Below are 23,151 nucleotides of genomic sequence, written 5' to 3'. Positions count from 1 at the left end.
GAGCCGCCATGTTGCGCTATCTCTCGCGCCGTCTTGCCTACGCCGCGCTGCTGCTGCTGGCCGTGGTGACGCTGAACTTCCTGCTGATCCATATATCGCCGGGCGACCCCGTGGAGACCATCGCGGGGTCCATGGGCGGCATCAGCGAAGACCTGCGTGCGCAGCTTCGGGCCCAGTACGGACTGGACAAGCCGTTCCTGACGCAGCTTGGGCTGTACCTGTCGCAGGTGTTGCGCGGCGATCTGGGGCATTCGTACTTCTTCAATGTGCCGGTTGCCCAATTGATCTGGGAACGCGTGCCGGCCACGCTGCTGCTGGTGGTGACGTCGGTGTTCAGCGCGTTCATCATCGGCACGCTGCTGGGAACGCTGGCCGCGCGCAAGCCGAACGGGCCGCTGTCGCAGGGCATCACCTTGCTGTCCATCGTGGGCTATTCCGCGCCCGTGTTCTGGACCGGCATCATCCTGATCATCCTGTTCGCCTCGACGTGGCCGATCTTTCCGGTGTCCGACATGCGGTCGGCGGGCGGGCCGCAGGGCGGATGGGAAGGCGCGCTGGACGTGCTGCACCACCTGGTGCTGCCGGCGTTCACCCTGGCCTTCGTGTACCTGGCGCAGTACAGCCGGCTGGCGCGCGCCAGCGTCATGGACGCGCTGTCGGCCGACTACATCCGCACGGCCCGCGCCAAGGGACTGCCGGAGCGCACGGTGCTGTACAAGCATGCGCTGCGCAACGGGGTGCTGCCGGTGGTGACGATGCTGGGGCTGCAGTTCGGCAATGTGCTGGCCGGCGCCATCCTGGTGGAGACCGTCTTCAACTGGCCCGGTCTGGGCCGCCTGGCCTTCGACTCCGTGCTCAGGCGCGACTACCCCACCTTGCTCGGCATTCTGCTGTTCGCATCGCTGCTGGTCGTGGTGATGAACCAGCTTACCGATCTGGCCTACCGGCTGATCGATCCCAGGATCAAGACATCATGAGCGAAGCTCCCATCGCGATCCCCGGCGCGCCCCGGGACGCGGCCCAGCGCCGGCCGCCGCCCCGTCCCTCCTACGAGGCGCTGCGGGTCTTCGCGCGCAACCCGACCGCGCTGATCGGCATGCTGCTGCTGGCGGCGATTCTGGGGGTGACGATCTTTGGGCCGATGGCGATGGACGCGGACCCGTTCGAGATCGCCGCCGCCCCGATGGAGCCGCCAGGGGGCGAGCTGCTGCTGGGCTCCGACTACCTGGGACGCGACGTTTTGACGGGCATGATCTACGGCGGCCGCGCGACCCTGCTGGTGGGCGTGGTGGCCGCCGTGCTGTCCATGGCCATCGGCGTGACGGTGGGCGCGCTGGCCGGCTACTACGGCGGCTGGGTCGATGAAACGCTGATGCGCATCACCGAGTTCTTCCAGGTGCTGCCCACCTTGCTCTTCGCGATGGTGCTGGTCACGCTCTTCACGCCGTCCCTGGCGACCATCGCGGTGGCCATTGGCGTGGTGAGCTGGACGGGAACGGCGCGGCTCGCCCGGGGGGAATTCCTGCGCCTCAAGCGCCGCGAATACGTGCTGGCGGAACGGGTGATCGGCGCGGGTGACGCGCGCATCATCTGGCGCGTCATCCTGCCCAATGCGCTGGCGCCGCTGATCGTGTCCGCCACCCTGGCCATCGGCACCGCGATCCTGTTCGAGGCCGGCCTGTCGTTCCTGGGGCTGGGCGATCCGAACGTGATGAGCTGGGGGCTGATGATCGGCAGCAACCGCCCCTACATCCTTACCGCGTGGTGGGCCGTGACCTTGCCCGGCGCGGCCATCTTCCTGACGGTGCTGGCGGTCAGCCTGATCGGCGACGGCCTGAACGACGCGCTCAATCCCACGTCGCGGGGCCGGGCATGAACGCGCCCGACCGGTTGCCGGTACTGGAGGTCGATGGCCTGAGCCTGGAATTCCGAACGCGGGGACGCGCGGCGGAGGTGCTAAGCGATGTGAGCTTTGACCTGCGCCCCGGCGAAACGCTGTGCCTGGTGGGCGAATCCGGATGCGGCAAGAGCATGACGGCGCTGGCCATCATGCGGCTGATCCCGCCGCTGGCGCGCATCGGGGCCGGCAGCGTGCGGCTGCGCGGCGCCGACCTGGCCTCCCACGACGACGAAACGATGCGCCAGGTGCGGGGCAACAATATTTCCATGATCTTCCAGGAACCCATGACCGCGCTCAATCCGGTGTATTCGGTGGGCGAGCAGATCGCCGAGCCCTTGCGCCTGCACCAGGGCCTGAACAAGGTCCAGGCGCGCGAGCGCGCCATCGACATGCTGAAGTCAGTGGGCATCCCGCTGCCCGAGCGCCGCGTGGACGACTACCCGCACCAGATGTCCGGCGGCATGAGGCAGCGCGTCATGATCGCGATTGCGCTGGCTTGCGACCCGGACGTGCTGATCGCCGACGAGCCGACCACGGCGCTGGACGTGACGGTGCAGGCGCAGATCTTCGACCTGTTGCGCGAGCAGCAGGCGCGCCGCGGCACCGCCGTGCTGCTCATCACGCACGACATGGGTGCGGTGTCCGAGATGGCGGACCGCGTGGTGGTCATGTATGGCGGCCGGGTGGTGGAGCAGGGCAGCGTCGGCCAGATCCTGGCGCATCCGCTGCATCCCTACACCCAGGGACTGATCGCCTGCCTGCCGGAACTGGACCGGGCGCCCGGCGACGCGCGGCCGGACCTGCCGGAAATTCCCGGCGTGGTGCCCTCGGTGTGGGAACGCGGCGAAGGCTGTCCTTTCCAGGACCGCTGCAAACACGCCATGGCGCGCTGCCGCGACGCGTTTCCGCCCGTGACGCGCATGGACGACGGCCAGGGCGTGGCCTGTTGGCTCTATCCGGAGGCGCAGCGATGACGCATGCACAGTCGTCTTCCCTGCTGTCGGTGCGCGACCTGGCGGTGCACTTCCCGATCGGAGGCCGCGGGCGCGATGGCGCGCCCTTGGTCGTGCGGGCGGTGGATGGCGTGTCGTTCGACCTGGAGCGCGGGCGCACGCTGGCCATCGTGGGCGAGTCCGGCTCGGGCAAGACCACCACGGCGCTGTCCGTGCTGCGCCTGGCCGACCCCACCGGCGGCAGCATCCATTTCGACGGCAAGGACCTGACCGCCATGCGCGGCGCGCCATTGCGGCGGATGCGGCGGCACCTGCAGCTTGTCTTCCAGGATCCGTATTCGTCGCTCAACCCGCGCCAGCGCGCAGAGGAAATCGTGCGCACGCCGCTGGACCTGATGTGCATCGATCCCCCCGGCGGGCGCGAGGCGCGCGTGGCCCTGATGTTCGAGCTGGTGGGCCTGCGGCCCGAACAGCGCCAGCTCTTTCCGCACCAGTTTTCGGGCGGCCAGCGGCAGCGGCTGAACATCGCGCGGGCGCTGGCCAGCGCGCCGGACCTGATCGTCTGCGACGAGCCCGTATCGGCGCTGGACATCGCCATCCGCGCGCAGATCCTCAATCTGCTGCGGCGGATCCAGCGCGAACAGGGGCAGTCGTTTCTGTTCATCTCGCACGACATGGCGGTGGTGGAGCACATCTGCGACGACATCGCGGTCATGTACCTGGGCAAGATCATCGAGCGGGCCTCGCGGCGCGCCTTTTTTTCCCGCCCGCTGCATCCCTACAGCGTGGCGCTGATGTCCGCCGTGCCCACGGTGAAAGGCGGCCGCGACAGGGCGGCGCGCCGGGTCAAGCTGACGGGCGATCCGCCCAGTCCGGTGAATCCGCCGCCGGGCTGCCGCTTTGCCGGACGCTGTCCGGTGGCGCGGCCGGTGTGCGCCACGCAGGAGCCCGCGCTGCGGGAGGTGGCGCCCGCCCATCACGTCGCCTGCCATTTTGTCGAATCCCGCGACGGCGTGGCGGTATCGCCGCTGCAGGAGTGAACCCGTCAACTTCCAAGGACAGCCCGATGCTTCAGCCCGCAGCCCCGACGACCATCTATGCAGCGCGAACCATCCTCACCATGAACCCCGCGCAGCCGCGGGCGACCCACGTCGCCGTGCGCGACGGCCGCATCCTGGGGGTGGGCAGCAAGGAGGATCTGGCCGGATGGGGGCCGGCCACGGTCGACGAGCGCTACGCGGACCAGGTGCTGATGCCGGGCCTGGTGGAAGGGCACTGCCATCTGCCCGAAGGCGGCATGTGGAAGTTCGTCTACGTGGGCTTCTACGACCGCCGCGGACCCGACGGCCGGCTGTGGCCGGGCCTGAAGCGCTTTGAAGACGTGGCAGGCAGGCTGCGCGATTTCGAGCGGGCGCTGGCGCCGGGCGAGACGCTGATCGGCTGGGGCTTCGACCCGATCTTCTTCGGCGGGGACCGCATGACCATCCGTGACCTGGACGCCGTGTCTGCGGACAGGGCCATCGTGGTGATGCACGCCAGCATGCACCTGATGAATGTGAACACGCCCATGCTGGCGCAGGCGGGCATCGACCGCGATACCGATATCGAAGGGATCAGCCGCCTGGCGGACGGGCGGCCCAGCGGGGAACTCTGTGAGTTCGCCGCCATGTTTCCGGTCATGCGGCTGATCGGCAGTCCGTTCCGCACGGTGGGCATGACGGAAGAGGGCCTGCGGATGTTCGGCAAGGTGGCCCAGTGGGCCGGGGTGACGACCGCCACGGATCTGGTCAATGAACTGGGCGACGAGGGGCTGGCAACGCTGGCGCGCGTGACGGCCGAGCCGGACTTCCCGGTCAGGATCGTGCCCGCCGCGTCGGCGCTGACCTACGCCGGCGACCCGGCGCGCTGCCTGGAGAAGCTGGAAGCCGCCAGGCGCCTCAATCACGACAAGCTGCGCCTGGGCATGGTGAAGCTGGTGGTCGATGGATCTATCCAGGGCTTCACCGCGCGGGTGCGCTGGCCGGGCTACTACAACGGCGCGCCCAACGGCATCTGGGTCATCGCGCCGGCCGAGCTGGACACGATGGTGCAGACCTATCACGACGCGGGCGTGCAACTGCATATCCATACCAACGGCGACGAGGCCACGCAGCTTGCCATCGACGCCGTGGACCGGGCGCTACGGCGCACGCCGCGCCGGGACCATCGCCACACGCTGCAGCATTGCCAGATGGCGGACGCGGCGCAATTCAGGCGCATGGCCAGCCTGGGCATGTGCGTGAACCTGTTCGCCAACCACATCTTCTATTGGGGCGACGCGCACTACGCGCTGACCATGGGCCCCGACCGGGCGAACCGCATGGATGCCTGCGCGTCGGCCGCGCGCGCGGGGGTGCCGTTCGCGATCCATTCCGACGCGCCCATCACGCCGCTGGGGCCCTTGTTCACGGCCTGGTGCGCGGTGAACCGGCAGACCTCGTCGGGCCGCGTGCTGGGCGAATCCGAACGCATCGGCGTCGATGCGGCGCTGCACGCCATCACCCTGGGCGCCGCCTACACGCTGCACATGGACCACCTGGTGGGCTCCATCGAAGTCGGCAAGCATGCAGACTTCTGCGTGCTGCAGGACGATCCGGCGGCCGCGCCGGCGCAGGACCTGAAAGACCTGAAGGTGCTGGGCACCGTCATCGGCGGCCGTCCGCTGGCGCTTCAGGACGCGTGAGATGGCGCGGATTCCCCTGACGGTGGTGGGCGGTTTTCTGGGTGCCGGGAAGACCACCTTGCTGAACCATGTGCTGGCGGCGAGCGCCCGCCGCGCGGCCGTGCTGGTCAACGATTTCGGACCCGTCGACGTGGACGCCGGCCTGATCGCGCAGCGCGCCAACGACGTGATCCGGCTGGCCAATGGCTGTGTCTGCTGTTCGATGGCCGGCGGCATGGACGATGCGCTGGCGCGCGTGCTGGCGCTGGATCCGCTGCCCGAATGGATCGTCGTCGAGGCCAGCGGCGTGTCGGACCCGGGCCGGATCGCCCAGGTGGGCCTGTCGGATCCCATGCTGCAACTGGAAGGCGTCATCGTGCTGGTGGACGCGGGAGGCATCCGCGAGGCCGCGGCCGATCCGCTGCTGGCGGACACTGTCGACCGCCAGCTCGGGGCGGCGGATCTGCTGGTGCTGAACAAGACCGACCTGGTTGCGGACACGGAGCTTGCGGCCTTGCGGGCCTGGCTGCGGGACGTGACTGGCGGCGCCGCCATCGTGGCCGCGCGCGAGGCGCGGGTGGATCTGCGGTATCTGATGGGCGAAGACAAGGCGGGCGCGGTCGTGGCCTGCGCGCATCACGACTGCGGCGGCCAATGCGCGGCGCATGCGGCGCGGTTGGCCTTGCGGCCCGAGCCCGAGCATCCGTTCCAGAGCTGGCTGTGGCGCGCGCCGGCGCTGCTGGACGCCGACGAGCTTGCGCGTCGGCTCAGGCAATTACCCCGCGATCTGTTGCGGGCCAAGGGCTGGGTCCGCACGGACCGGCATGGCTGGGTGCTGGTGCAACTGGCCGCCCGCCGCGTGCGTTTTGACACGCAGGCCCGCCCGCCGGCGGATCTGGACGGGCCGTCGCTGGTGCTGATCGGCATGCGGGGCGCGATCGGGATCGATGACATCGCGGTCTGGCTGGACCCGGCGGCGGCGCGGGGCACGCGCGAGTCGGCGCTGGCCGGGGACGCACGTTGAGTCTGGTGCTGTTGAGTCTGGTGCCGTTGAGTCTGGTGCAAGCGATTTCCCGCGTCTGGTTCTAGACCCTGGCACGTCCCGAACGTACCTTGGCAATACAGCATGGGCGCATCCCGCGCTCGGCTGGCAGAGGAGGGTAGGCAATGCACAAGACCGTCACCGTGGAGATGCTGGCCGAGTTCGCGGCCGCGTGGAACCGGCACGATATCGACGCCTTGATGTCCTTCATGAGCGAGGACTGCGTGTTCGAGACCGTGGGCGGACCAGAGCAGTTCGGCAGCCGCCATGCGGGCCCTGAAGCGGTGCGCGCCGCCTTCGCCGCCGCCTGGGCCAACTTTCCCGATGCGCAGTGGGCCAACGGCCGGCATTGGGTCGCCGGCGATCGCGGCGTCTCTGAATCCACCTTCCTGGGCACGGCGGCGGACGGCTCGCGGGTCGAAGCGGACATGGTGGATATCTTCACCTTCCAGGACGGCAAGATCCGCGTGAAGAACGCGTTTCGCAAGCAGCGCCCGGCCTTGCCGGCACGGGCCTAGCGCCCAGCAACCGGAACCGCAGCATGGATACCCAAGTGTCCTTCGACTCCCATCGCCCGGCCCCCGGCCCCCGCGCCGCTATCACCGCGTACAACCCGGCCTATGATCCGCTGGTGTCCCCCCCCGGCCAGGGCCAGGACTACGCGCCCACCTATTGGGTGGCCACGGCGGGCGCGCCGCCCGAAGACGACGGCCCCATCGACGGCGATATCGATGCCGACGTGGTGATCGTCGGCTCGGGCTTCACCGGTCTGTCGGCGGCGTTGACGCTGGCGCGGGACTTCGGCGTGAAGGCCGTGGTGCTGGAGGCCAACCGCGCGGTATGGGGCTGCACCAGCCGCAACGGCGGCCAGGGGCAGAACGCGTCCGGGCGCCTCTACCGGTCGCAATGGATCGCGCGCTGGGGGCTGGAGACGGCCAGGCGGCTGGACGCCGAGATCCGCGAGGGCTTTGAATACTGGAAGAGCCTGGTGGCCCAGGTGGAATGCGACGCGCAGCCCGGGGGGCATCTGTACACGGCGCATCGGCAGAAGAAGATGGCCTTCCTGGAGAACGAAGCCCGCGTGATGCGCGAGGCCTTCGGCTACGACGCCAGGATGCTCAGCAAGGCGGAGCTGCGGGAACGCTATGTGGACGATCACGAGGCCGTGGGCGCGATGCATGAGCCGGACGGCGTGGGCGTGCATCCGCTGAAGCTGGCCTACGGCTATTTAAGGCAGGCGCGGGCGCTGGGCGTGCGTATCCATCCGGCCAGCCCGGTGCTGGGCTGGCGGGTGGAGAACGGCGTGTACCGGCTGCAGACGCCGGGCGGCGTGGTGCGCGCGCGGCGCGTGGCGTTCGCCACGGGCGGCTACACCGCGCAGGGCGTGAACCGCCTGCTGGACAACCGGATCATGCCGGTGCTGTCGAACTCGATGGTGACGCGGGTGCTGTCTTCGGCCGAGCGCGACGCGGCTGGGCTGAAGAGCACCGTGTTCATCACGGACACGCGCACCCTGCGCTTTTACTACCGCCTGCTGCCCGACGGCCGCATGCAGATCGGCAGCCGCAGCGCGCTGCGCGGGGCGGATGCCGATCACCCGCGCCATCTGGCGCTGCTGCGCCAGGGGCTGGCCCGCAAGTTCCCCTCGCTGTCGAACGTGGACGTGGCGTATTCCTGGTGGGGATGGGTGGATGTCAGCCACGACATGATGCCGCGCGTGACGCAGCCGGACCCTTCGCAGCAGGTGTATTACGCCTTTGGCTATGGGGGCAACGGCGTGGCGTTTTCGGCGCATGCCGGCAGGCGGCTCGCGCAGCGGATGATGGGCAAGGACGGGATCGCCTGGGACCTGCCGATCTATGACTCGCCCTTGCCGGGCCATATGTTCGCGCCGTTCCGCAGGCTCGGCCAGGGCTTGCTGTATCGCTGGTACTACCTACGAGACGAACTGCTCTAGCGCGCGCAGCCCGGATCGCTTTGGCGCGCCGTTCTCTTCGGCGGCGCGCAGGCGTTCGACGACCTTCGCCAGCCGGGCGATGCCGGGCTCGATGTGTTCCGGGCGGATCGACGTGAAGCCGACGCGCAGGAAGTTGCGGGGCGTGTCCGCGCCGTCCATGAAGAAGACGTCGCCCGGCTCGACGACCACGCCCTCGGCCAGCGCCGCCTGGCATAGCGCGGCGGCGTCCAGCCAGGGCGGGCCTTGCAGCCAGCACGACGACGAGCCGGTGATGGGCGTCGCCTTGAAGTCCGGCAGGTGCCGCGCCAGCGCCAGGGCGAGTTCGACGCCGCGCTTCTGGTAGGCCTGGGACTGGCGGCGCAGCAGCGAGTGATGGTGTCCCAGCGAGATGAACAACGAAAACGCGCGCTGGATATAGGCCGACGGATGACGCAGCATCAGGCGGCGCAGCGCGCGCAGTTCGCCGGTGAGTTCGCGCGGCGCGACGATGTAGCCGATGCGCAATCCGGGCGCGAAGGACTTGGCCAGGCTGCCCACGTAGATGACGCGGCCGTCCCGGTCCAGGCTTTTCAGCGCAGGAATCGCGCCTTCGCCCCAGCGGCTTTCGCTTTCGAAGTCGTCTTCGATGATCAGGGCATCGGCCTGGCGGGCCAGCGCCAGCAGGGCCACGCGGCGCTCCATCGACAGAGTGACGGTGGTGGGGCATTGATGCCCGGGCGTCACGAAGACGTAGTCGCATCCCAGAAGCTGCGTGCCCGTGCGCAGCCCTTGCTCGTCCACGGGCAGCGGCAGCAGGTGGCGGGTGTGGCTGGCGAAGATGTTGCGCGCGTCCGGGTAGCCGGGGTCTTCCATGCCGACCACGGTGTCTTCGTTGACCAGCAGGTCGGCCAGCAGGTAGAGCGCGTGCTGCGCGCCCACGGTGACGACGATTTCCTCGGCGTCCGCCCAGACGCCGCGGCGCGGCAGCACCTGGGTGCGGATCTGTTCGATCAGGGCCGGGTCGTCGTGGGTGATCAGGTCGGGCGCCCAGCTTCGGATGTCCAGCACCGACAGCGCCTTGATGCAGCATTCGCGCCATTCAGCCGTGGGGAACAGGTCCTGGTCGAATTGGCCGTAGACGAAGGGGTAGGGCTGCTTTTGCCAGTCCTGCGGCTTGATGATGTTGCGCTGGCGGGACGGCCGCAAGCGCAGCCTTTCGTCCCAGCGCACGCCGGGGACCCCGGTCTCGCAGGACGGGGCGGCGGCGTCGGCGGCCGGGCCGGAATGGCCCTGCATGACGGTGTCGCTCACGAAGTGGCCGCTGCGTTCGCGCGACACCAGATATCCCTCGCTGACCAGTTGCTGGTAGGCGAACACGACCGTGTTGCGGGCAATGCGGAGCTGGTCGGCCAGGTAGCGGCTGGACGGCACCGGCATGCCGGGAGGCAGATGGCCGCTGAGGATGGCCGACACCAGCATCTGGCGCACGCGTCCCTGCAGGCTCAGGTTGGGCGCGCTTTCTCTTTCGAACAGGCGTTCCCACAACACAGGCTTGAGCATCGAGGCCTGGCTGGACATGACGGCTCCTTGTGACGGCGTGCGGCGCGGGGGCGTCGCGTGCTGGGTCTGTGCCACAGGATAGAGGAGCGGCCGGGGGGGATGGAATGGGGGATTGCCCTGTTGGGGGCCGGATGGCGTTTCGCCGCGGGCGGACTGCCCGCCGCCCGCGGCGTTCCCGGGGGGGGCATGCCCCCGGCGGTGCTCAGACGCGTCCCTTCCAGGGGATGGCGAAGCGTTCCAGGTAACGCACCAGCAGGTCGAACGCGAAGGCGAACACGCCGATCACGATGATGCCCATGATGACCGTGTCGCTGGCCAGGAACTGGGCGGCGTTCAGCACCATGAAGCCCAGGCCGCGGTCGGCCGCCACCATTTCGGCGGCCACCAGCGTGGTCCAGCCCACGCCGATGCCGATGCGCATGCCCGTGAAGATCTCCGGCATGGCCGCCTTCAGGATGACGTGCCAGACGATCTGCCTGCTGGTGCCGCCCATGGCGTAGGCCGCGTGGATCTGCTCGATGGATACCGAGCGCACGCCGGCGCGCGCGGCGATGGCCATGGGCGCGAAGATGGCCAGGTAGATCAGCAGGATCTTGGGGAATTCGCCGATGCCGAACCAGATGATGATGAGCGGCAGGTAGGCCAGCGGCGGCAGCGGGCGGTAGAACTCGATGGGCGGGTCGAAGATGCCGCGCGCGTAGCGGTTCACGCCCATCAGGATGCCGACCGGGATGGCCGTGGCGCAAGCCAGGAAGAAGGCGCCGAACACGCGCGACAGGCTGGCCAGCGCATGCTCGGTCAGCGTGGAATTGGCCACGCCTTCGGTCATGGCGAAGACGAACTTGTCGTACACCGCGATGGGCGACGGCAGGAACAGCGGCCTTACCCAGCCGGCGCCGGTGACCAGGAACCACAGGGCGATCAGCGCCAGGCTGGTGAGCAGGCTGATGTGGCCGCTGTAGCCCGCGCCCGGCGCTCCGTAGACCTTGCCGGGCGCGGCGGGCTTGTGGCCGGACCGTGTCCTAGGCATGGAGGGCCTGCGGGGAGGAGGCGCGTTCGTCGCCGTAGATGATGCCAAGGACTTGCTCGCGCATGGCGATGAAGTCGGGACTGGATTTGATGCCACGGCCATCGCGGGTCTCCAGGTAGCGCCGGTTGAACGCCGGCTCGAACGTGTGCGTGATCCGGCCCGGGCGCGGGGACATGACGATCAGCCGCGAACCCAGGAAGAGCGCTTCTTCCACGCTATGGGTAATGAAGAAAAACATCTTGTTGGTCTGCCGCCAGATGTCCAGCAGCAGCTCCTGGATGGTCTCCCGGGTCAGCGCGTCCAGCGCAGCCATGGGCTCGTCCATCAGCAGCATGGCGGGGTCGCAGGTGAGCGCGCGCGCGATACCCACGCGCTGCTGCATCCCGCCCGACAACTGATAGATCATGTGCCGGTGGAAGTCCTGCAGGCCCACCAGTTCCAGGTTGCGGCGGGCGCGGGCGCGGCGGGTTTCCTTGTCCACGCCTTGCAGTTTCAGGCCGAACTCGGTGTTCTCCAGCACGTTCAGCCAGGGCAGCAGCGCGTGCTTCTGGAACACCACGCCGCGGTCGGCGCCGGGGCCGACGATGGGCTTGCCGCCCAGCGTGATTTCCCCTTCCGTGGGTGACAGGAATCCAGCCAGCAGGCTGAGCAGGGTGGTCTTGCCGCAGCCCGAGGCGCCCAGCGCGACGACGAACTCGCCGGGCTGGATGGTCAGGTTGACGTCGTGCAGCGCGGTTACCGGGCCGCTGTCGTGCAGGCCGGGATAGGTGACGCTGACATTTTCCGCGCAGAGGCGCTGCGCGGCGGGTGTGGACTGCAGGGTCATGCCGTTTCCCCCTGTTTTATGGGGCGGCGCCTGCGGCCGGCAGGCCCCGCCATCGTGCGCGGCGGGCGGCGCCGGGGTGGCGCGCGCCCTGGCGGCGCGAACTACTTGGCCGCCGCCTTCGCGTACTGGTCCGTGACGAAGGGGCTGTAATCGTCCAGCGCCTTGTCGATCTGCTTCTGGTCCTTCAGGAACTTGGCGCTGGCCGCGAAGGCGCGCGCCGCGCCCGATTCCTTGCCGCCGCCCAGCCAGGTCTTGGAGATCTGTTCCTCCACGGTCGGGAACACCAGCAGTCCCAGCGCCTCGACGATGTCGTCGGGCTTGCCGCCGATGAGCTTGACGATGCCCTTGACCTGCGGGGAGTCCGCGGTCCACTTGGCGCCGTTGGCGCGGTAGTCTGCATAGGACTTGGCCAGCACCCCCGTAAAGGCGGCCATGAATTTGGGGTTCTTCTGGGCCCAGGCCTTATCGACCACGATGCCGTCGAAGGTGGGCACGCTGGCGGCCCCGATCTGTTCGGAGTCGGCGATGATCTTGCCGGTCTTGGCGATCTCGGTCAGCGCGGGCGGCCAGACGTAGGCGGCGTCGATGTCGCCGCGCGTCCAGGCGGCCACGATCTGCGGCGGCTGCATGTTCAGGATGCGCACGTCGCGGGCAGGCACTTTCCAGACCTGTTCCAGGCCGACCAGCAGGTGGAAGTGGGACGTCGACACGAACGGCGTCGCGACCCGCTTGCCCTTCAGGTCGGCGGTGCTGTTGATACCCGAGCCGTTGCGCGCCACCAGGGCTTCGGACTTGCCGATGTTGTCCAGGATCCAGAAAAGCTGCATGTCGACCCCGCGCGTGGCGCCCGAGGTGATGCCGGTGGAACCCAGGACGCCCACCGGCACATTGCCGGAGGCCAGCGCGGTGGAGATGTCGCCGCCCGAGGTGAACTGGCGCCAGTCGACCTGGTATCCGGCCTCTTTCAGGGCCTTGTCGAAACTCCCGTCCGCGATGGCGGACAGGAAGGGCCCGACGATGAGCTGGTAGCCCACCACGAGTTTGGTCTGCGCGTAGGCCGGCGCGGCCAACAGCGCGGCGGCCAGGCCGGCCAGGGTGCAGCGGCGAATCAGGCGGTATATCGCGTTCATGGTGATCTCCGGGAGAGAACGGCCGCGCCCCGGCGCGACCGGCTTGCTGGTTCCAGTTTGCCCGGATGGGACCAGAACGCTAGGGCCAGATGTCCGGATCAGTAGGAGCCAAAAGCGGGTGCGGAAAGCGGGGGCCGAAAACAGGTGTTCAAAGCGGATGCGGAAAAGCGGGGGGCCGAATACAGGTGTCCGAAGCGGATGCCGGAAACAGCCGTCAAAAAGCAGCCGGGCCCGCCGGCCGCGCCGGCAATGCCCGAACTGGCATCGTCGTCGCAGCGGGCGGGCCCGCGATATGCGCCAAAAGGATGAGTGGCGCGGCCGGGGCGTCTGCCGCCCGGCGCGCGGCGCTCAGCGGATCAGGCTGAGGAATTCGGCCCGGGTCGAGGGATTGTCATGGAATTCGCCCAGCATGACGGACGTGACCATGGAGGAATTCTGTTTTTCCACGCCGCGCATCATCATGCACATGTGCTGCGCCTCGATGACGACGGCCACGCCCGCGGCGCCGGTGACGCTCTGGACGGCTTCGGCCACCTGGCGGCTGAGGTTCTCCTGGATCTGCAGGCGGCGCGCGTACATCTCGACGATGCGCGCCACCTTGGACAGGCCCAGGACCTTGCCCGCGGGCAGGTAGGCCACATGGGCCTTGCCGATGAAGGGCAGCATGTGGTGTTCGCAGAGCGAGTAGAGCTCGATGTTCTTCACCAGCACGATCTCACGCGTGTCGGACGTGAACAGCGCGCCGTTGACGATTTCGTCCAGGTTCTGCGCGTAACCCCGGCACAGGTGGCGCATGGCCTTGGCCGCGCGCGCCGGCGTATCGGCCAGCCCTTCGCGGGACGGATCTTCCCCTAGTGCTTCAAGAATGGCGGTGTAATGCTTTTCCAATGACATGGGGGGACTCCTGGGGCTGCGCGCGCGCGATAGCGCGCCATGATGCGTTCGTGTCGCAAGTCTACCTCAAGGGGAAACAGCCCCCTCGGGGGGGCAGCAAGCACGCGCGGCGTGGGGGTCCTCAAACTCCCCGGTTTTCCACCGCGTATTTGATCAGTTCCGCCTGGCCGTCGATGCCCAGCTTGCGCTTGATGTTCAGGCGGTGGGTCTCGACGGTGCGCACGGACAGGCCCAGCGCCTGGGCGATCTGCTTGTTGGCGTGGCCGTCGGCGATGTGGCGCAGCACGTCGCGTTCGCGCTGGGTCAGCAGCGTGGCCAGGGCGCTGGCCTGCGACAGCCGGACCGCCGCCGCCGCGCTGAAATAGCTGCGCCCGGCCATGACGGCGTCGATCGCGGTGATGATCTCTTGCGCCGGCTCGTCCTTGAGCAGATAGCCGCGGGCCCCCGCCTTGACCGCCTGCACCATGTATTCGGGATTGTCGTGCATGGACAGCACCAGCACCGCGATCTGGGGGTAGCGCTCATGCAGCAGCGCGGTCAGCTCCAGCCCGCCCACGCCAGGCATGTTCAGGTCCATCAACGCCAGGTGGGGCAGGGTGCCGCCCTGCGGATCCTCTGCCAGGCAGCCGGCCAGGAAGGCCTGGGCGGCGGCGGCGTGGCCGGCCTCGCCCACCACCCGAAGCTGCGGCACGGTTTCCAGGCGCAGGCGCAGGCCATCGCGCACCAGGGGGTGATCGTCGATCAGCAGGAGTCGGATGGCGTCGGGCTTGTCGGTCATGCTTGGGTCGTCGCGGGTGGGGCGCCGGCGGCCGGCAGGGGAAGCCAGGCCTGCAAGGTCGTGCCTTGGGCGGTGGAATGGAAGGTCAGGCTGCCGGACAGCGCGCTCATGCGCTCGCGCATGTTGCGCAGGCCGATGCCTCGGTGCGGATCCTGCTGGACCTCGGCATAGTCGAAGCCGCGGCCGTCGTCGGTGATGGTCAGGCGCAGGTCGCGCGTGGAATAGGCCAGCGTCAAGTCGGCGCGCGTGGCGCCCGCATGGCGCAGAACGTTCGTCAGGGCTTCCTGGGTAACGCGGAACAGCGCCGTGGCGTAGGCGTCGGGCAGCTTCACCGGCTGTCCGCTGGTGCGCAGGCCCACGGCCAGCGGCGGCGCGCCGTCTTCGCTGGGAATGGCGAACTCCCGTCCCAGGTGCTCCAGCGCGGCAGGCAGGCCCAGGTCGTCCAGCAGCGTGGGGCGCAGGTTGTGCGAGATGCGGCGGACCTCGCCCACGGCGGTGTTCAGCCGGTCCAGCGCGCCGCCCAGCGGCGTGTCGATGTGGGCCAGCGCGCGCGGATCGGCCGGCTGCGACTGGCGCAGCCGTTCGCGCGCGGCCTCCAGCGATAGCTTGACGGACACCAGCACCTGGCTGATGCCGTCATGCAGTTCGCGCGACAGCCGGGCGCGTTCGTCTTCCTGCGAGCGGACGAGCTGCTGGGCCATCAGCCGCAGCTTGGCGTCGGATTGGCGATGGTCGCTGATATTCAGGGCCAGGCCGCAGGCGGCCACGCCCAGGATCGAGACGGCGGCAATGCCCGCCACCCACGCGAACATGTCGCGGATATTCGATTGCGCGGCGGCGTCGATGCGCACCAGGGCCTGCTCCACGTCGTCCAGATAGATGCCGGTGCCCAGCATCCAGCCCCAGCGCTCCAGCACCACCACATAGCCCAGCTTTTCCTCGGTCTGGTGCGTGGACGGCTTTTCCCACAGGTAATGCACGACCTCGCCCTGCTGGCCGCCGCGCCGGGCGGCCGTCAGCAGGTTCTGGATGACGGCCTGGCCCTGGGTGTCGCGCAGATTCCAGAGATCCTGGCCGACCAGTTCCGGCTGCCGGGGATGCATCAGGTTCTTGCCCTGCAGGTCGTAGACGAAGAAATAGCCGTCGTGGCCGAACTCCATCTGCGCCAGCAGGTCCAGCGCGCGCTGGCGCGTGGCCTCGTCGTCGCCCGCCGCCTGCAGCGGCGCGATGGCGCTGTAGGCCAGATTCACATAGTGGCGCAGCTCGCCTTCCTTGCTGGCCAGCCAGGCGCTTTCCACGACCTGCTTTTCACGCTGGGCAAGCTGCAGGCCCTGCACGTAGACGGCGACCGTGATGGCGGCGACGGCCACCAGCAGGGGAACCGCCGCGAGCAGCAGGATTTTCAGGCGCAGCTTCATAAGGATTTGTATCGGCGCGGACAGGAATTGCTGCGGCGCATTAAGGGTGGGCCGCTAGACGGAAATTGGGGAATTCGTGCTGGATTTTACGATTTCCACGGAATTTTGCTGCGCTGCATAACGTAGTAACACGTAGCCCGCTTGCGTAGTTCCGCGCTTGTTACGCAATGGGGCAAGACGAAATACTAGCGGCCGCGTCCATAGGGCGCAGCGTGGACGCGTGCGTCCGCCACCCTACAACAATGAGTCTGCCTTCCGCGGGACGAAAAAAGCGTTTCACGCCAAAAGCATGGCGGGAGGCAAGAGGAGCACTTATGCATACCAGCAGTAAGGGACTGGGTCAGCACCTGGTCTGGCTGGCGGTTGCGGTACTGGGCGCGTTTGCGCTGGGCACCGTGGCGCTGGCCAGAGGGGAGACCATCAACGCGCTATGGGTGGTGATTGCCGCCGTCTGCGTGTATCTCATCGCGTACCGCTATTACAGCCGCTTCATCGCGCGCAAGGTCTTCCAGCTTGATCCGACGCGCATGACGCCGGCCTGGAAGTACAACGACGGCCTGGACTACGTGCCCACCAACAAGCACGTGCTGTTCGGCCACCACTTCGCCGCCATCGCCGGCGCGGGCCCCCTGGTCGGGCCGGTGCTGGCCGCGCAGATGGGTTATCTGCCGGGCATGCTGTGGATTCTGGCCGGCGTCGTGTTCGCCGGCGCAGTGCAGGACTTCACGATCCTCTTCATCTCCACGCGCCGCGACGGCCGTTCGCTGGGCGACCTGGTCAAATCGGAACTGGGCAAGATCCCGGGCGTGATCGCGCTGTTCGGCGCCTTCATGATCATGGTGATCATCCTGGCCGTGCTGGCGCTGATCGTGGTCAAGGCGCTGACGCATTCGCCGTGGGGCACCTTCACGGTGGCCGCGACGATCCCCATCGCGTTGTTCATGGGCGTGTACCTGCGCTATATCCGTCCGGGCAAGATCGGCGAAGTCTCCATCATCGGCTTCGTGGGCCTGATGGCGGCCATCACCTTTGGCCAGGACGTGGCCGCGCATCCGGTCATCGGCCCGATGTTCGACTTCGACGGCAAGGGCCTGACCTGGATCCTGATCATCTACGGCTTCATCGCGTCCGTGCTGCCCGTGTGGCTGCTGCTGGCCCCGCGCGATTACCTGTCGACCTTCCTGAAGATCGGCACCATCGTCGGCCTGGCGATCGGCATCGTGGTCGTGGCGCCCGAGCTGAAAATGCCCGCGCTGACGCAGTTCGTCGATGGCACCGGTCCGGTGTGGTCGGGCAACCTGTTCCCGTTCCTGTTCATCACCATCGCCTGCGGCGCGGTGTCGGGCTTCCACGCCCTGATCTCCTCGGGCACGACGCCCAAACTGATCGAAAACGAGACCCAGGCCCGTTATATCGGCTACGGCGGCATGCTGATGGAATCCTTTGTGGCCATCATGGCGCTGGTGGCGGCTTGCGTGATCGAGCCGGGCATCTACTACGCGATGAACAGCCCCACGGCCGTCATCGGCACGACGCCCGAGCAGGTGGCCCAGGTGGTGTCGAGCTGGGGCTTCGTGATCAGCCCGGCGGACCTGGTCCAGACGGCCAAGGACGTGGGCGAAAGCACCATCATCTCGCGCGCGGGCGGCGCGCCGACGCTGGCCGTCGGCATGGCGCACATCCTGCACCAGGTGATGGGCGGGCCGTCCATGATGGCCTTCTGGTATCACTTCGCGATCCTGTTCGAAGCGCTGTTCATCCTGACGGCGGTGGACGCCGGCACGCGTGCGGGCCGCTTCATGCTGCAAGACCTGCTGGGCACGTTCGCGCCTTCGCTCAAGCGCACGGATTCGCTGCCCGCCAACCTGATCGCGACCGGCCTGTGCGTGGCGGCGTGGGGCTACTTCCTGTACCAGGGCGTGGTGGATCCGCTGGGCGGCATCAATACGCTGTGGCCGCTGTTCGGGATTGCGAACCAGATGCTGGCCGCGATTGCGCTGACGCTGGGCACGGTGGTGCTGTTCAAGATGAAGCGCGACCGCTACGCCTGGGTCACGATCGTGCCGACGATCTGGCTGCTGGCATGCACGCTGACGGCCGGCTGGCAGAAGCTGTTCCACGCCGATCCGCGCGTGAGCTTCCTGGCGCACGCGGACAAGTACAACGCCGCCATCGCCGAGGGCAAGGTGCTGGCCCCGGCCAAGTCGCTGGGCGAGATGTCGCGGGTGGTGCTGAACGACTACATCAACGCCGGGCTGTGCGCGATCTTCATCTTCGTGGTGGTGAGCATCGTGGTGTTCGGCTTGAAGTCGGTCCAACGCGCCCGCAACGAGAACAAGCCGACGGCCCGTGAGACGCCGTACGAGGTGCTGCCGGCGACGGCGGCGGCCGGTGCGGATTGACCGCTTTTCTTCGGGAGACGCTGCATGTTGTTCAGTAACATGAGTTCGGCTGCCGGCGCGGCCGGCCGCTATCTGGGGCAGACGCTCCGGTTGATGGTCGGGGTGCCGGATTACGAGACGTATGTGGAGCACATGCGGCGTACGCATCCTGATCAGGAGCCGATGAACTATGAGGATTTCTTTCGGGAGCGGCAGGAGGCGCGCTACGGGGGGAAGAAGCGGATCGGCTGCTGTTGAGTTCTTTGGAAGGCCTTGCTTTTGCAAGGCCTTTTTTGTTTTGGGGGGTGCGTTGGCGAGTGCTGGTTTGCTTGGGTCTTCACTGGTCTCACGCTTTTTGCAGGTATCAGGTGCTTCGTAGGTCCTAGGATCTTCGTAGGTTCTAGGTGCCTCGTAGGTAACAGGCGCTTCGTAGGTCGCCCGGCGGCGCGGGCGCCGTGGCTGCGAGCGCCCACGATTGCGGTCCGGAGCCTTCGCTCCGGACTGCCCCCTCGTCATCGTCGTTGTCGCCTTCGGCGCCTGCCTTCCGATTCCCTCGGGCGCATCGAGGTTGCTCGCAACCACGGCGCCCGCGCCGCCGGGCTACGAGGTTCTTGGTTTGTCGCGCTGCAAGACCTGTGGTCAGGGTAGGGGATCTGCGGGGACGCCGATTGCAGCCGCGCGGGCGGCAGCAATCGGCATATGAGAGGTGGGGCGTCGAGACGTGTGCGCTTCGCGCTTGCGATGCGGGGTTTTCTAGTGGTGCCTCACCGTGGGGGGGAGGGCGGTGATGGGCGGCGCGCGTCGACGATCCGCTTCAGCTTGCCGACCTGTACGCGCGCCGCCCATCGGGCACGGGAGTTGAAATTACGATTAGCGGCGGGCGCGTTGGATTTCAAAACCCATTGCCGAGGCACACGCCAATGCGAGGGTAAGAATCCAATGAGAGGGCAAGAAACCAATGGGGGGAAAGAGCCCAATGCGGGAACAAGAACCCAATGCGGGAACAAGAACCCAATGCATGGGCAAAAGCCCAAATGCGGAGCAGCCATGCGCAAAGCGTCATCACCCCGCCGCAAGACATCGCGTAAGCCCCCAAAGGCCGCCCGCGCGGCCGGCCGGGGGCGGGCCCCGCAAGACGTTCCTGACCTTCCTGAGCGTTGGCCGGAACCTAAAGAACCCCGATGGCCGAAGCGCCCGTCAAGCTGAACCGGCAGAGCCCGGTGCGGCGTGGGCCTGGGGTGGGCGGGGCGTGTAGATGCGCCCGACGGAAACCGAAGGGAGCCGAAGGCGGACGAGGTTGAGGACGGGGTAGTCCGGAGCGAAGGCTCCGGACCGCAATCGTAGCCCCGCCCACCCCAGGCCCGCGCCGCACCGGGCGTCTCAAGAACTCGCAACGCCGCAAGATTCCAGACCCACACGAACCCACGATCCCGCACAGAAATCACATTTGTGAGATCGAATATCCCGAACGAGATAATCCATCTTCCCTATACCTGCCGCCGCCGCAACCGCTCCGAATACACCACCAACGGCACCGCGCCCGCGGCGCAGAACGCCATGACCAGGAAGCCGCCGGGGGCGAAGCTGCGGTAGAGCGCGCCGCCGAGCTGGATGCTGGCGAACATGAAAACGCCGCCGGAAAGCAGGGCATAGAGGGCGATGGCGGAGGTTTTGCAGGCCGTGGGGACGCGCCGGGTGATGTACCACATGATCGCGGCGTTGTTGCCCGCCAGCGTAAAGCACTGCAGCAATTGCAGGGCAGCGATAAGCGCGGGGTCGGTGGTTGCGGACAGCCCCGCCCAGCGGATAGCGGACATGACCGCCGAAGCCAGGATCAGCCATTGGGCGCCGGTGCGGGCCAGGATGCGCGGGGCCAGGAAGAAGAACAGGACCTCGCTCGCCACACCCACCACCCACAGCAGCGAAATCAGCGACGTGGACAGCCCGCTGGCGGTCCAGTAAAGCGTCGAATAGGAATATAGAAACCCGTTGCTGGCCTGAACCAGCGAAGCGGCCGCGATGCACATCAGCAGCTGGCGGTCGCGCAGGACTTCTCGCATGGGCAGGCGTACGCGGTCGGCTGGCGCCTCCTCGGCCACGGGGCGCGCCGCCTGCGGCAGAAGGCGCACGCAGGCCAGGCAGGCAATGATCAGCAGGATGGACAGCCACATCACCCAATCGGTATCGAAGGTCTTGATGAGGTAGCCGCCGGCAACGGTGACGGCAGCGAAGCCCAGGGACCCGCAGGCCCGCATGACCGTGTAGGAATTGCCCTGGCCGCGTCCGCTGGCGATCGCCATGCGGTCCATCAGCGGCAGCACGGCCGGGAACACCGCGTTCAGCTGCAGGGTGATCACCAGCAGCCAGGCTGGCGTCTGGCTGAACGGATAGCAGATGAACAGGACCAGGGACGCGGCCAGCGCCGACGCAATCAGCGCGTGCGCGCGGCCCGTCTGGTCGGCGACGTGGGCGACGACCGGGGTGGACAGAATCTTGGGCAGGAACGAGGTGGCGACGATCAGCCCGATCAGGGCTGGGTCCAAGCCTCGGCTGGCGAACCACAAAGGCAGAAAGGGGATGCTGACGCCCTGCAGTCCGTAATACAGGAAGTAGAACCCGTGCAACGCGATGGCGCCTTGCCTGGCGTCGGGATTGCCGCGCATGGTGATGTGTGAATCATGCTGATACGAAGCGGCGTAGCATACTCCTGACTTGACCTAGGCCCATTGGCAAAGCGCCTGTCCGGATTTACCCTGGTATCACGCGGCCCGATTCCGTTCGCGCCGCGACCGAGTTTTCCGATTCATATCCAGGAGCTGCGATTCATGGCCAAGAAACTGAATGAGAAGACCACCAAGACACTGAAAGACCGCCGCAAGGCGCCGCTGGCGACGCCCACCGACCTGGCGGCCGCCGCCACCCGGGACATCTCCGCGGCGCTGAACCAGATACTGGCCGACGTGTTCGCGCTGTATCTGAAGACCAAGAACTTCCATTGGCACGTAAGCGGCCCGCACTTCCGGGACTACCACCTGCTGCTGGACGAGCAGGGCGACCAGCTATTCGCCATGACCGACCCCATCGCCGAGCGCATCCGCAAGATCGGCGACACCACGCTGCGGTCCATCGGGCACATTTCGCGGTCTCAGCGCATTTCCGACAACGACGCCGATTACGTGCAGCCGCTGGACATGCTGGCCGAACTGCGCGAAGACAACAAGGTGCTGGCGGCCTCGCTGCGCGAAGCCCATAACGTCACCGACGAACATCGCGACATCGCCAGCTCCAGCCTGATCGAAAACTGGATCGACGAGACCGAACGGCGCACGTGGTTCCTCTTCGAGGCCAGCCGCCAGGGCGATTCGACGGGGCACTAGGACGATCTGCCGGTGCTGGTTTTTCCGTATCGGCATTTTCGCATCAGGAAGTTCCGCTGCCAGATGGCGCGGGCGGCGAATGCCGTCCGGGCGGGGCGCTTGACATTCCTATGTCGCTCGGTCGGCCGTCTAAGAATTACGTGGATATACTCCTTCCTTTTTAACCTGCTGGCATACGGGGACGGAGAATATGAACAAGAGCGACCTGGAATCGGCTTATTGCTATGAAATGGTGGATTTTGTCTCCGGGGATTCCGAAACGACCGCGTTTAAACGGCGGGCACGTTTGCAGCAAGCGCGGTGGCGTGAGAGTCGGGGCTTCCCGATAGGCACGCAACCCATTCGCCCCATGCTTGGTGAAGAGGCTCGCAGGCTGGGCAGCCGGATCGACATTGCTAGTGTCAAAAAGGGGCATAATTTTCTTACTGACCAGATTCATGACGTCGCTAACCGACGTGTCCTGGATGCCGAACCGCTGGAGATGTTGAATAGCGATCGATTGTTCTGCGACCTGCTGTCTTCGATGCCCATGTGCTTCAACCTCTTCGGCACCTTAGCTGGCGATCTGGAACTGGCTGATCGCGCCGTGCATGCCTGGTGGCCAAACGTGCCGGGTCGCGTTATCCGTGTCATGTTCGAGTGGTCGCCAATGCGTCGCAAACCTGGCCGCTTTCTGGAGAATGGCAGCGCCTTGGATGTTGCCTTCGAGCTCGATCTAGGGGGCGGAAAAAAGGGAATCCTCGGCGTGGAGACTAAATACCATGAGCACTGTAAGCGCGAAAAGCCTACACAGTCGGCACGTGAACAACGCTACCGAAAAATCACCGAGGATTCTCAAGCGTTTGTGCCTGGGGCGGCCGATCATTTCCTGAAATCAGACCTTCAACAGATCTGGCAAGATCATTTGCTGGCGCTATCGTTGCCTCTTGATGAGAGCGGCACTTGGTCTTGGGCTGCATTCTCACTAGTCTATTCGTCTGCCAACCCCAGCTTTCGCCGCGTGGGCGAACTCTATCGTCCGTGGCTGCGCGACGAGGCGAGTTTCCTGACAACCACTATCGAACAGATGCTGGACGCAAACGTGCTGCCCGCCGACATCAATCATGGGCTGAGAGAGCGGTATCTTTGGTAGCCCAGGTGCTGCGGACTACCCTCCGTCGTCCGCTGGTGTCAACGGTGGCACGAGTCGAATCCTGACATATTAAGAATCGGTCCCTTGGTGACA

Annotated in this window: 20 protein-coding genes; 12 read left to right on the top strand and 8 right to left on the bottom strand. The window is 67.0% G+C overall.

Annotated elements, in window-relative coordinates; genetic code table 11:
- Positions 1-8: 8 nt before the first annotated feature.
- The 8 genes from ASE30_RS28120 (at position 9) to ASE30_RS28085 (ending at position 8,553) form a co-directional block, all read left to right on the top strand.
- Complete coding sequence (locus ASE30_RS28120; protein WP_057287561.1) at positions 9-977, top strand: ABC transporter permease; 969 nt, start codon at positions 9-11, stop codon at positions 975-977.
- Entirely contained in the window at positions 974-1,876 is a 903-nt protein-coding gene (locus tag ASE30_RS28115; RefSeq protein WP_057287560.1) for an ABC transporter permease, read from the top strand. The genes ASE30_RS28120 and ASE30_RS28115 overlap by 4 nt, the downstream gene beginning before the upstream one ends.
- Positions 1,873-2,874 (top strand): ABC transporter ATP-binding protein, encoded by a 1,002-nt coding sequence (locus ASE30_RS28110; RefSeq protein ID WP_057287559.1) that lies wholly within the window; start codon positions 1,873-1,875, stop codon positions 2,872-2,874. The genes ASE30_RS28115 and ASE30_RS28110 overlap by 4 nt, the downstream gene beginning before the upstream one ends.
- Positions 2,871-3,893 carry an ABC transporter ATP-binding protein gene (locus ASE30_RS28105; protein WP_057287558.1) on the top strand — a complete coding sequence of 341 codons (1,023 nt, stop codon included), beginning with the start codon at positions 2,871-2,873 and terminating at the stop codon, positions 3,891-3,893. Before ASE30_RS28110 ends, ASE30_RS28105 begins: the two co-directional genes overlap by 4 nt.
- A gap of 26 nt (positions 3,894-3,919) precedes the next feature.
- Entirely contained in the window at positions 3,920-5,575 is a 1,656-nt protein-coding gene (locus ASE30_RS28100) for an amidohydrolase (RefSeq protein ID WP_057287557.1), read from the top strand.
- Position 5,576: 1 nt separating this feature from the next.
- Entirely contained in the window at positions 5,577-6,578 is a 1,002-nt protein-coding gene (locus ASE30_RS28095; RefSeq protein WP_057287556.1) for a GTP-binding protein, read from the top strand.
- Positions 6,579-6,721: 143 nt separating this feature from the next.
- The gene (locus ASE30_RS28090; RefSeq protein WP_057287555.1) at positions 6,722-7,114 is read left to right on the top strand and encodes a nuclear transport factor 2 family protein; all 393 of its coding nucleotides are present in this window, start codon (positions 6,722-6,724) and stop codon (positions 7,112-7,114) included.
- A 23-nt stretch (positions 7,115-7,137) separates the two neighbouring features.
- Positions 7,138-8,553, top strand: coding sequence for an FAD-binding oxidoreductase (locus tag ASE30_RS28085; protein ID WP_057287554.1), 1,416 nt, complete (start codon positions 7,138-7,140; stop codon positions 8,551-8,553).
- Here ASE30_RS28085 and ASE30_RS28080 read toward each other — a convergent pair.
- The 7 genes from ASE30_RS28080 to ASE30_RS28050 all read right to left on the bottom strand — a co-directional run bounded on the left by ASE30_RS28080 (position 8,533) and on the right by ASE30_RS28050 (position 16,168).
- On the bottom strand, positions 8,533-10,110 hold the full coding sequence (locus ASE30_RS28080; RefSeq protein ID WP_057287553.1) for a PLP-dependent aminotransferase family protein: 1,578 nt from the start codon (positions 10,108-10,110) through the stop codon (positions 8,533-8,535). The genes ASE30_RS28085 and ASE30_RS28080 overlap by 21 nt on opposite strands.
- A gap of 184 nt (positions 10,111-10,294) precedes the next feature.
- On the bottom strand, positions 10,295-11,122 hold the full coding sequence (locus ASE30_RS28075; RefSeq protein ID WP_057287552.1) for an ABC transporter permease subunit: 828 nt from the start codon (positions 11,120-11,122) through the stop codon (positions 10,295-10,297).
- The gene (locus ASE30_RS28070; RefSeq protein ID WP_057287551.1) at positions 11,115-11,948 is read right to left on the bottom strand and encodes a taurine ABC transporter ATP-binding protein; all 834 of its coding nucleotides are present in this window, start codon (positions 11,946-11,948) and stop codon (positions 11,115-11,117) included. Before ASE30_RS28070 ends, ASE30_RS28075 begins: the two co-directional genes overlap by 8 nt.
- Before the next feature lie 101 nt (positions 11,949-12,049).
- Entirely contained in the window at positions 12,050-13,078 is a 1,029-nt protein-coding gene (gene tauA, locus ASE30_RS28065; protein WP_057287550.1) for a taurine ABC transporter substrate-binding protein, read from the bottom strand.
- 348 nt (positions 13,079-13,426) lie between these two features.
- The gene (gene folE / locus ASE30_RS28060; RefSeq protein WP_057287549.1) at positions 13,427-13,972 is read right to left on the bottom strand and encodes a GTP cyclohydrolase I FolE; all 546 of its coding nucleotides are present in this window, start codon (positions 13,970-13,972) and stop codon (positions 13,427-13,429) included.
- Positions 13,973-14,093: 121 nt separating this feature from the next.
- Entirely contained in the window at positions 14,094-14,750 is a 657-nt protein-coding gene (locus ASE30_RS28055) for a response regulator transcription factor (RefSeq protein WP_057287548.1), read from the bottom strand.
- Positions 14,747-16,168: a cache domain-containing protein gene (locus ASE30_RS28050; RefSeq protein ID WP_057287547.1), complete on the bottom strand. Its 1,422-nt coding sequence runs from the start codon at positions 16,166-16,168 to the stop codon at positions 14,747-14,749. Before ASE30_RS28050 ends, ASE30_RS28055 begins: the two co-directional genes overlap by 4 nt.
- Before the next feature lie 314 nt (positions 16,169-16,482).
- Between ASE30_RS28050 and ASE30_RS28045 the strand changes: the two genes are divergently transcribed.
- The gene (locus ASE30_RS28045; RefSeq protein ID WP_057287546.1) at positions 16,483-18,570 is read left to right on the top strand and encodes a carbon starvation CstA family protein; all 2,088 of its coding nucleotides are present in this window, start codon (positions 16,483-16,485) and stop codon (positions 18,568-18,570) included.
- 24 nt (positions 18,571-18,594) lie between these two features.
- Complete coding sequence (locus ASE30_RS28040; protein WP_156407805.1) at positions 18,595-18,807, top strand: YbdD/YjiX family protein; 213 nt, start codon at positions 18,595-18,597, stop codon at positions 18,805-18,807.
- 1,229 nt (positions 18,808-20,036) lie between these two features.
- Here ASE30_RS28040 and ASE30_RS28035 read toward each other — a convergent pair.
- Positions 20,037-21,212: an MFS transporter gene (locus tag ASE30_RS28035; RefSeq protein ID WP_057287545.1), complete on the bottom strand. Its 1,176-nt coding sequence runs from the start codon at positions 21,210-21,212 to the stop codon at positions 20,037-20,039.
- A gap of 162 nt (positions 21,213-21,374) precedes the next feature.
- Here ASE30_RS28035 and ASE30_RS28030 point away from each other — a divergent pair, with 162 nt between their 5' ends.
- The gene (locus ASE30_RS28030) at positions 21,375-21,926 is read left to right on the top strand and encodes a Dps family protein (protein ID WP_057287544.1); all 552 of its coding nucleotides are present in this window, start codon (positions 21,375-21,377) and stop codon (positions 21,924-21,926) included.
- Positions 21,927-22,116: 190 nt separating this feature from the next.
- A complete protein-coding gene (locus tag ASE30_RS28025) occupies positions 22,117-23,058 on the top strand; it encodes a hypothetical protein (RefSeq protein ID WP_057287543.1) in 942 nt (313 codons plus the stop codon).
- Positions 23,059-23,151: the final 93 nt, after the last annotated feature.

This window comes from Achromobacter sp. Root83 (assembly GCF_001428845.1).
In the GTDB taxonomy this organism is placed as follows: Bacteria; Pseudomonadota; Gammaproteobacteria; order Burkholderiales; family Burkholderiaceae_B; genus Achromobacter.
Note: the sequence above shows the minus strand (reverse complement) of the source record. Positions and strands in the feature narration are given on the sequence as shown.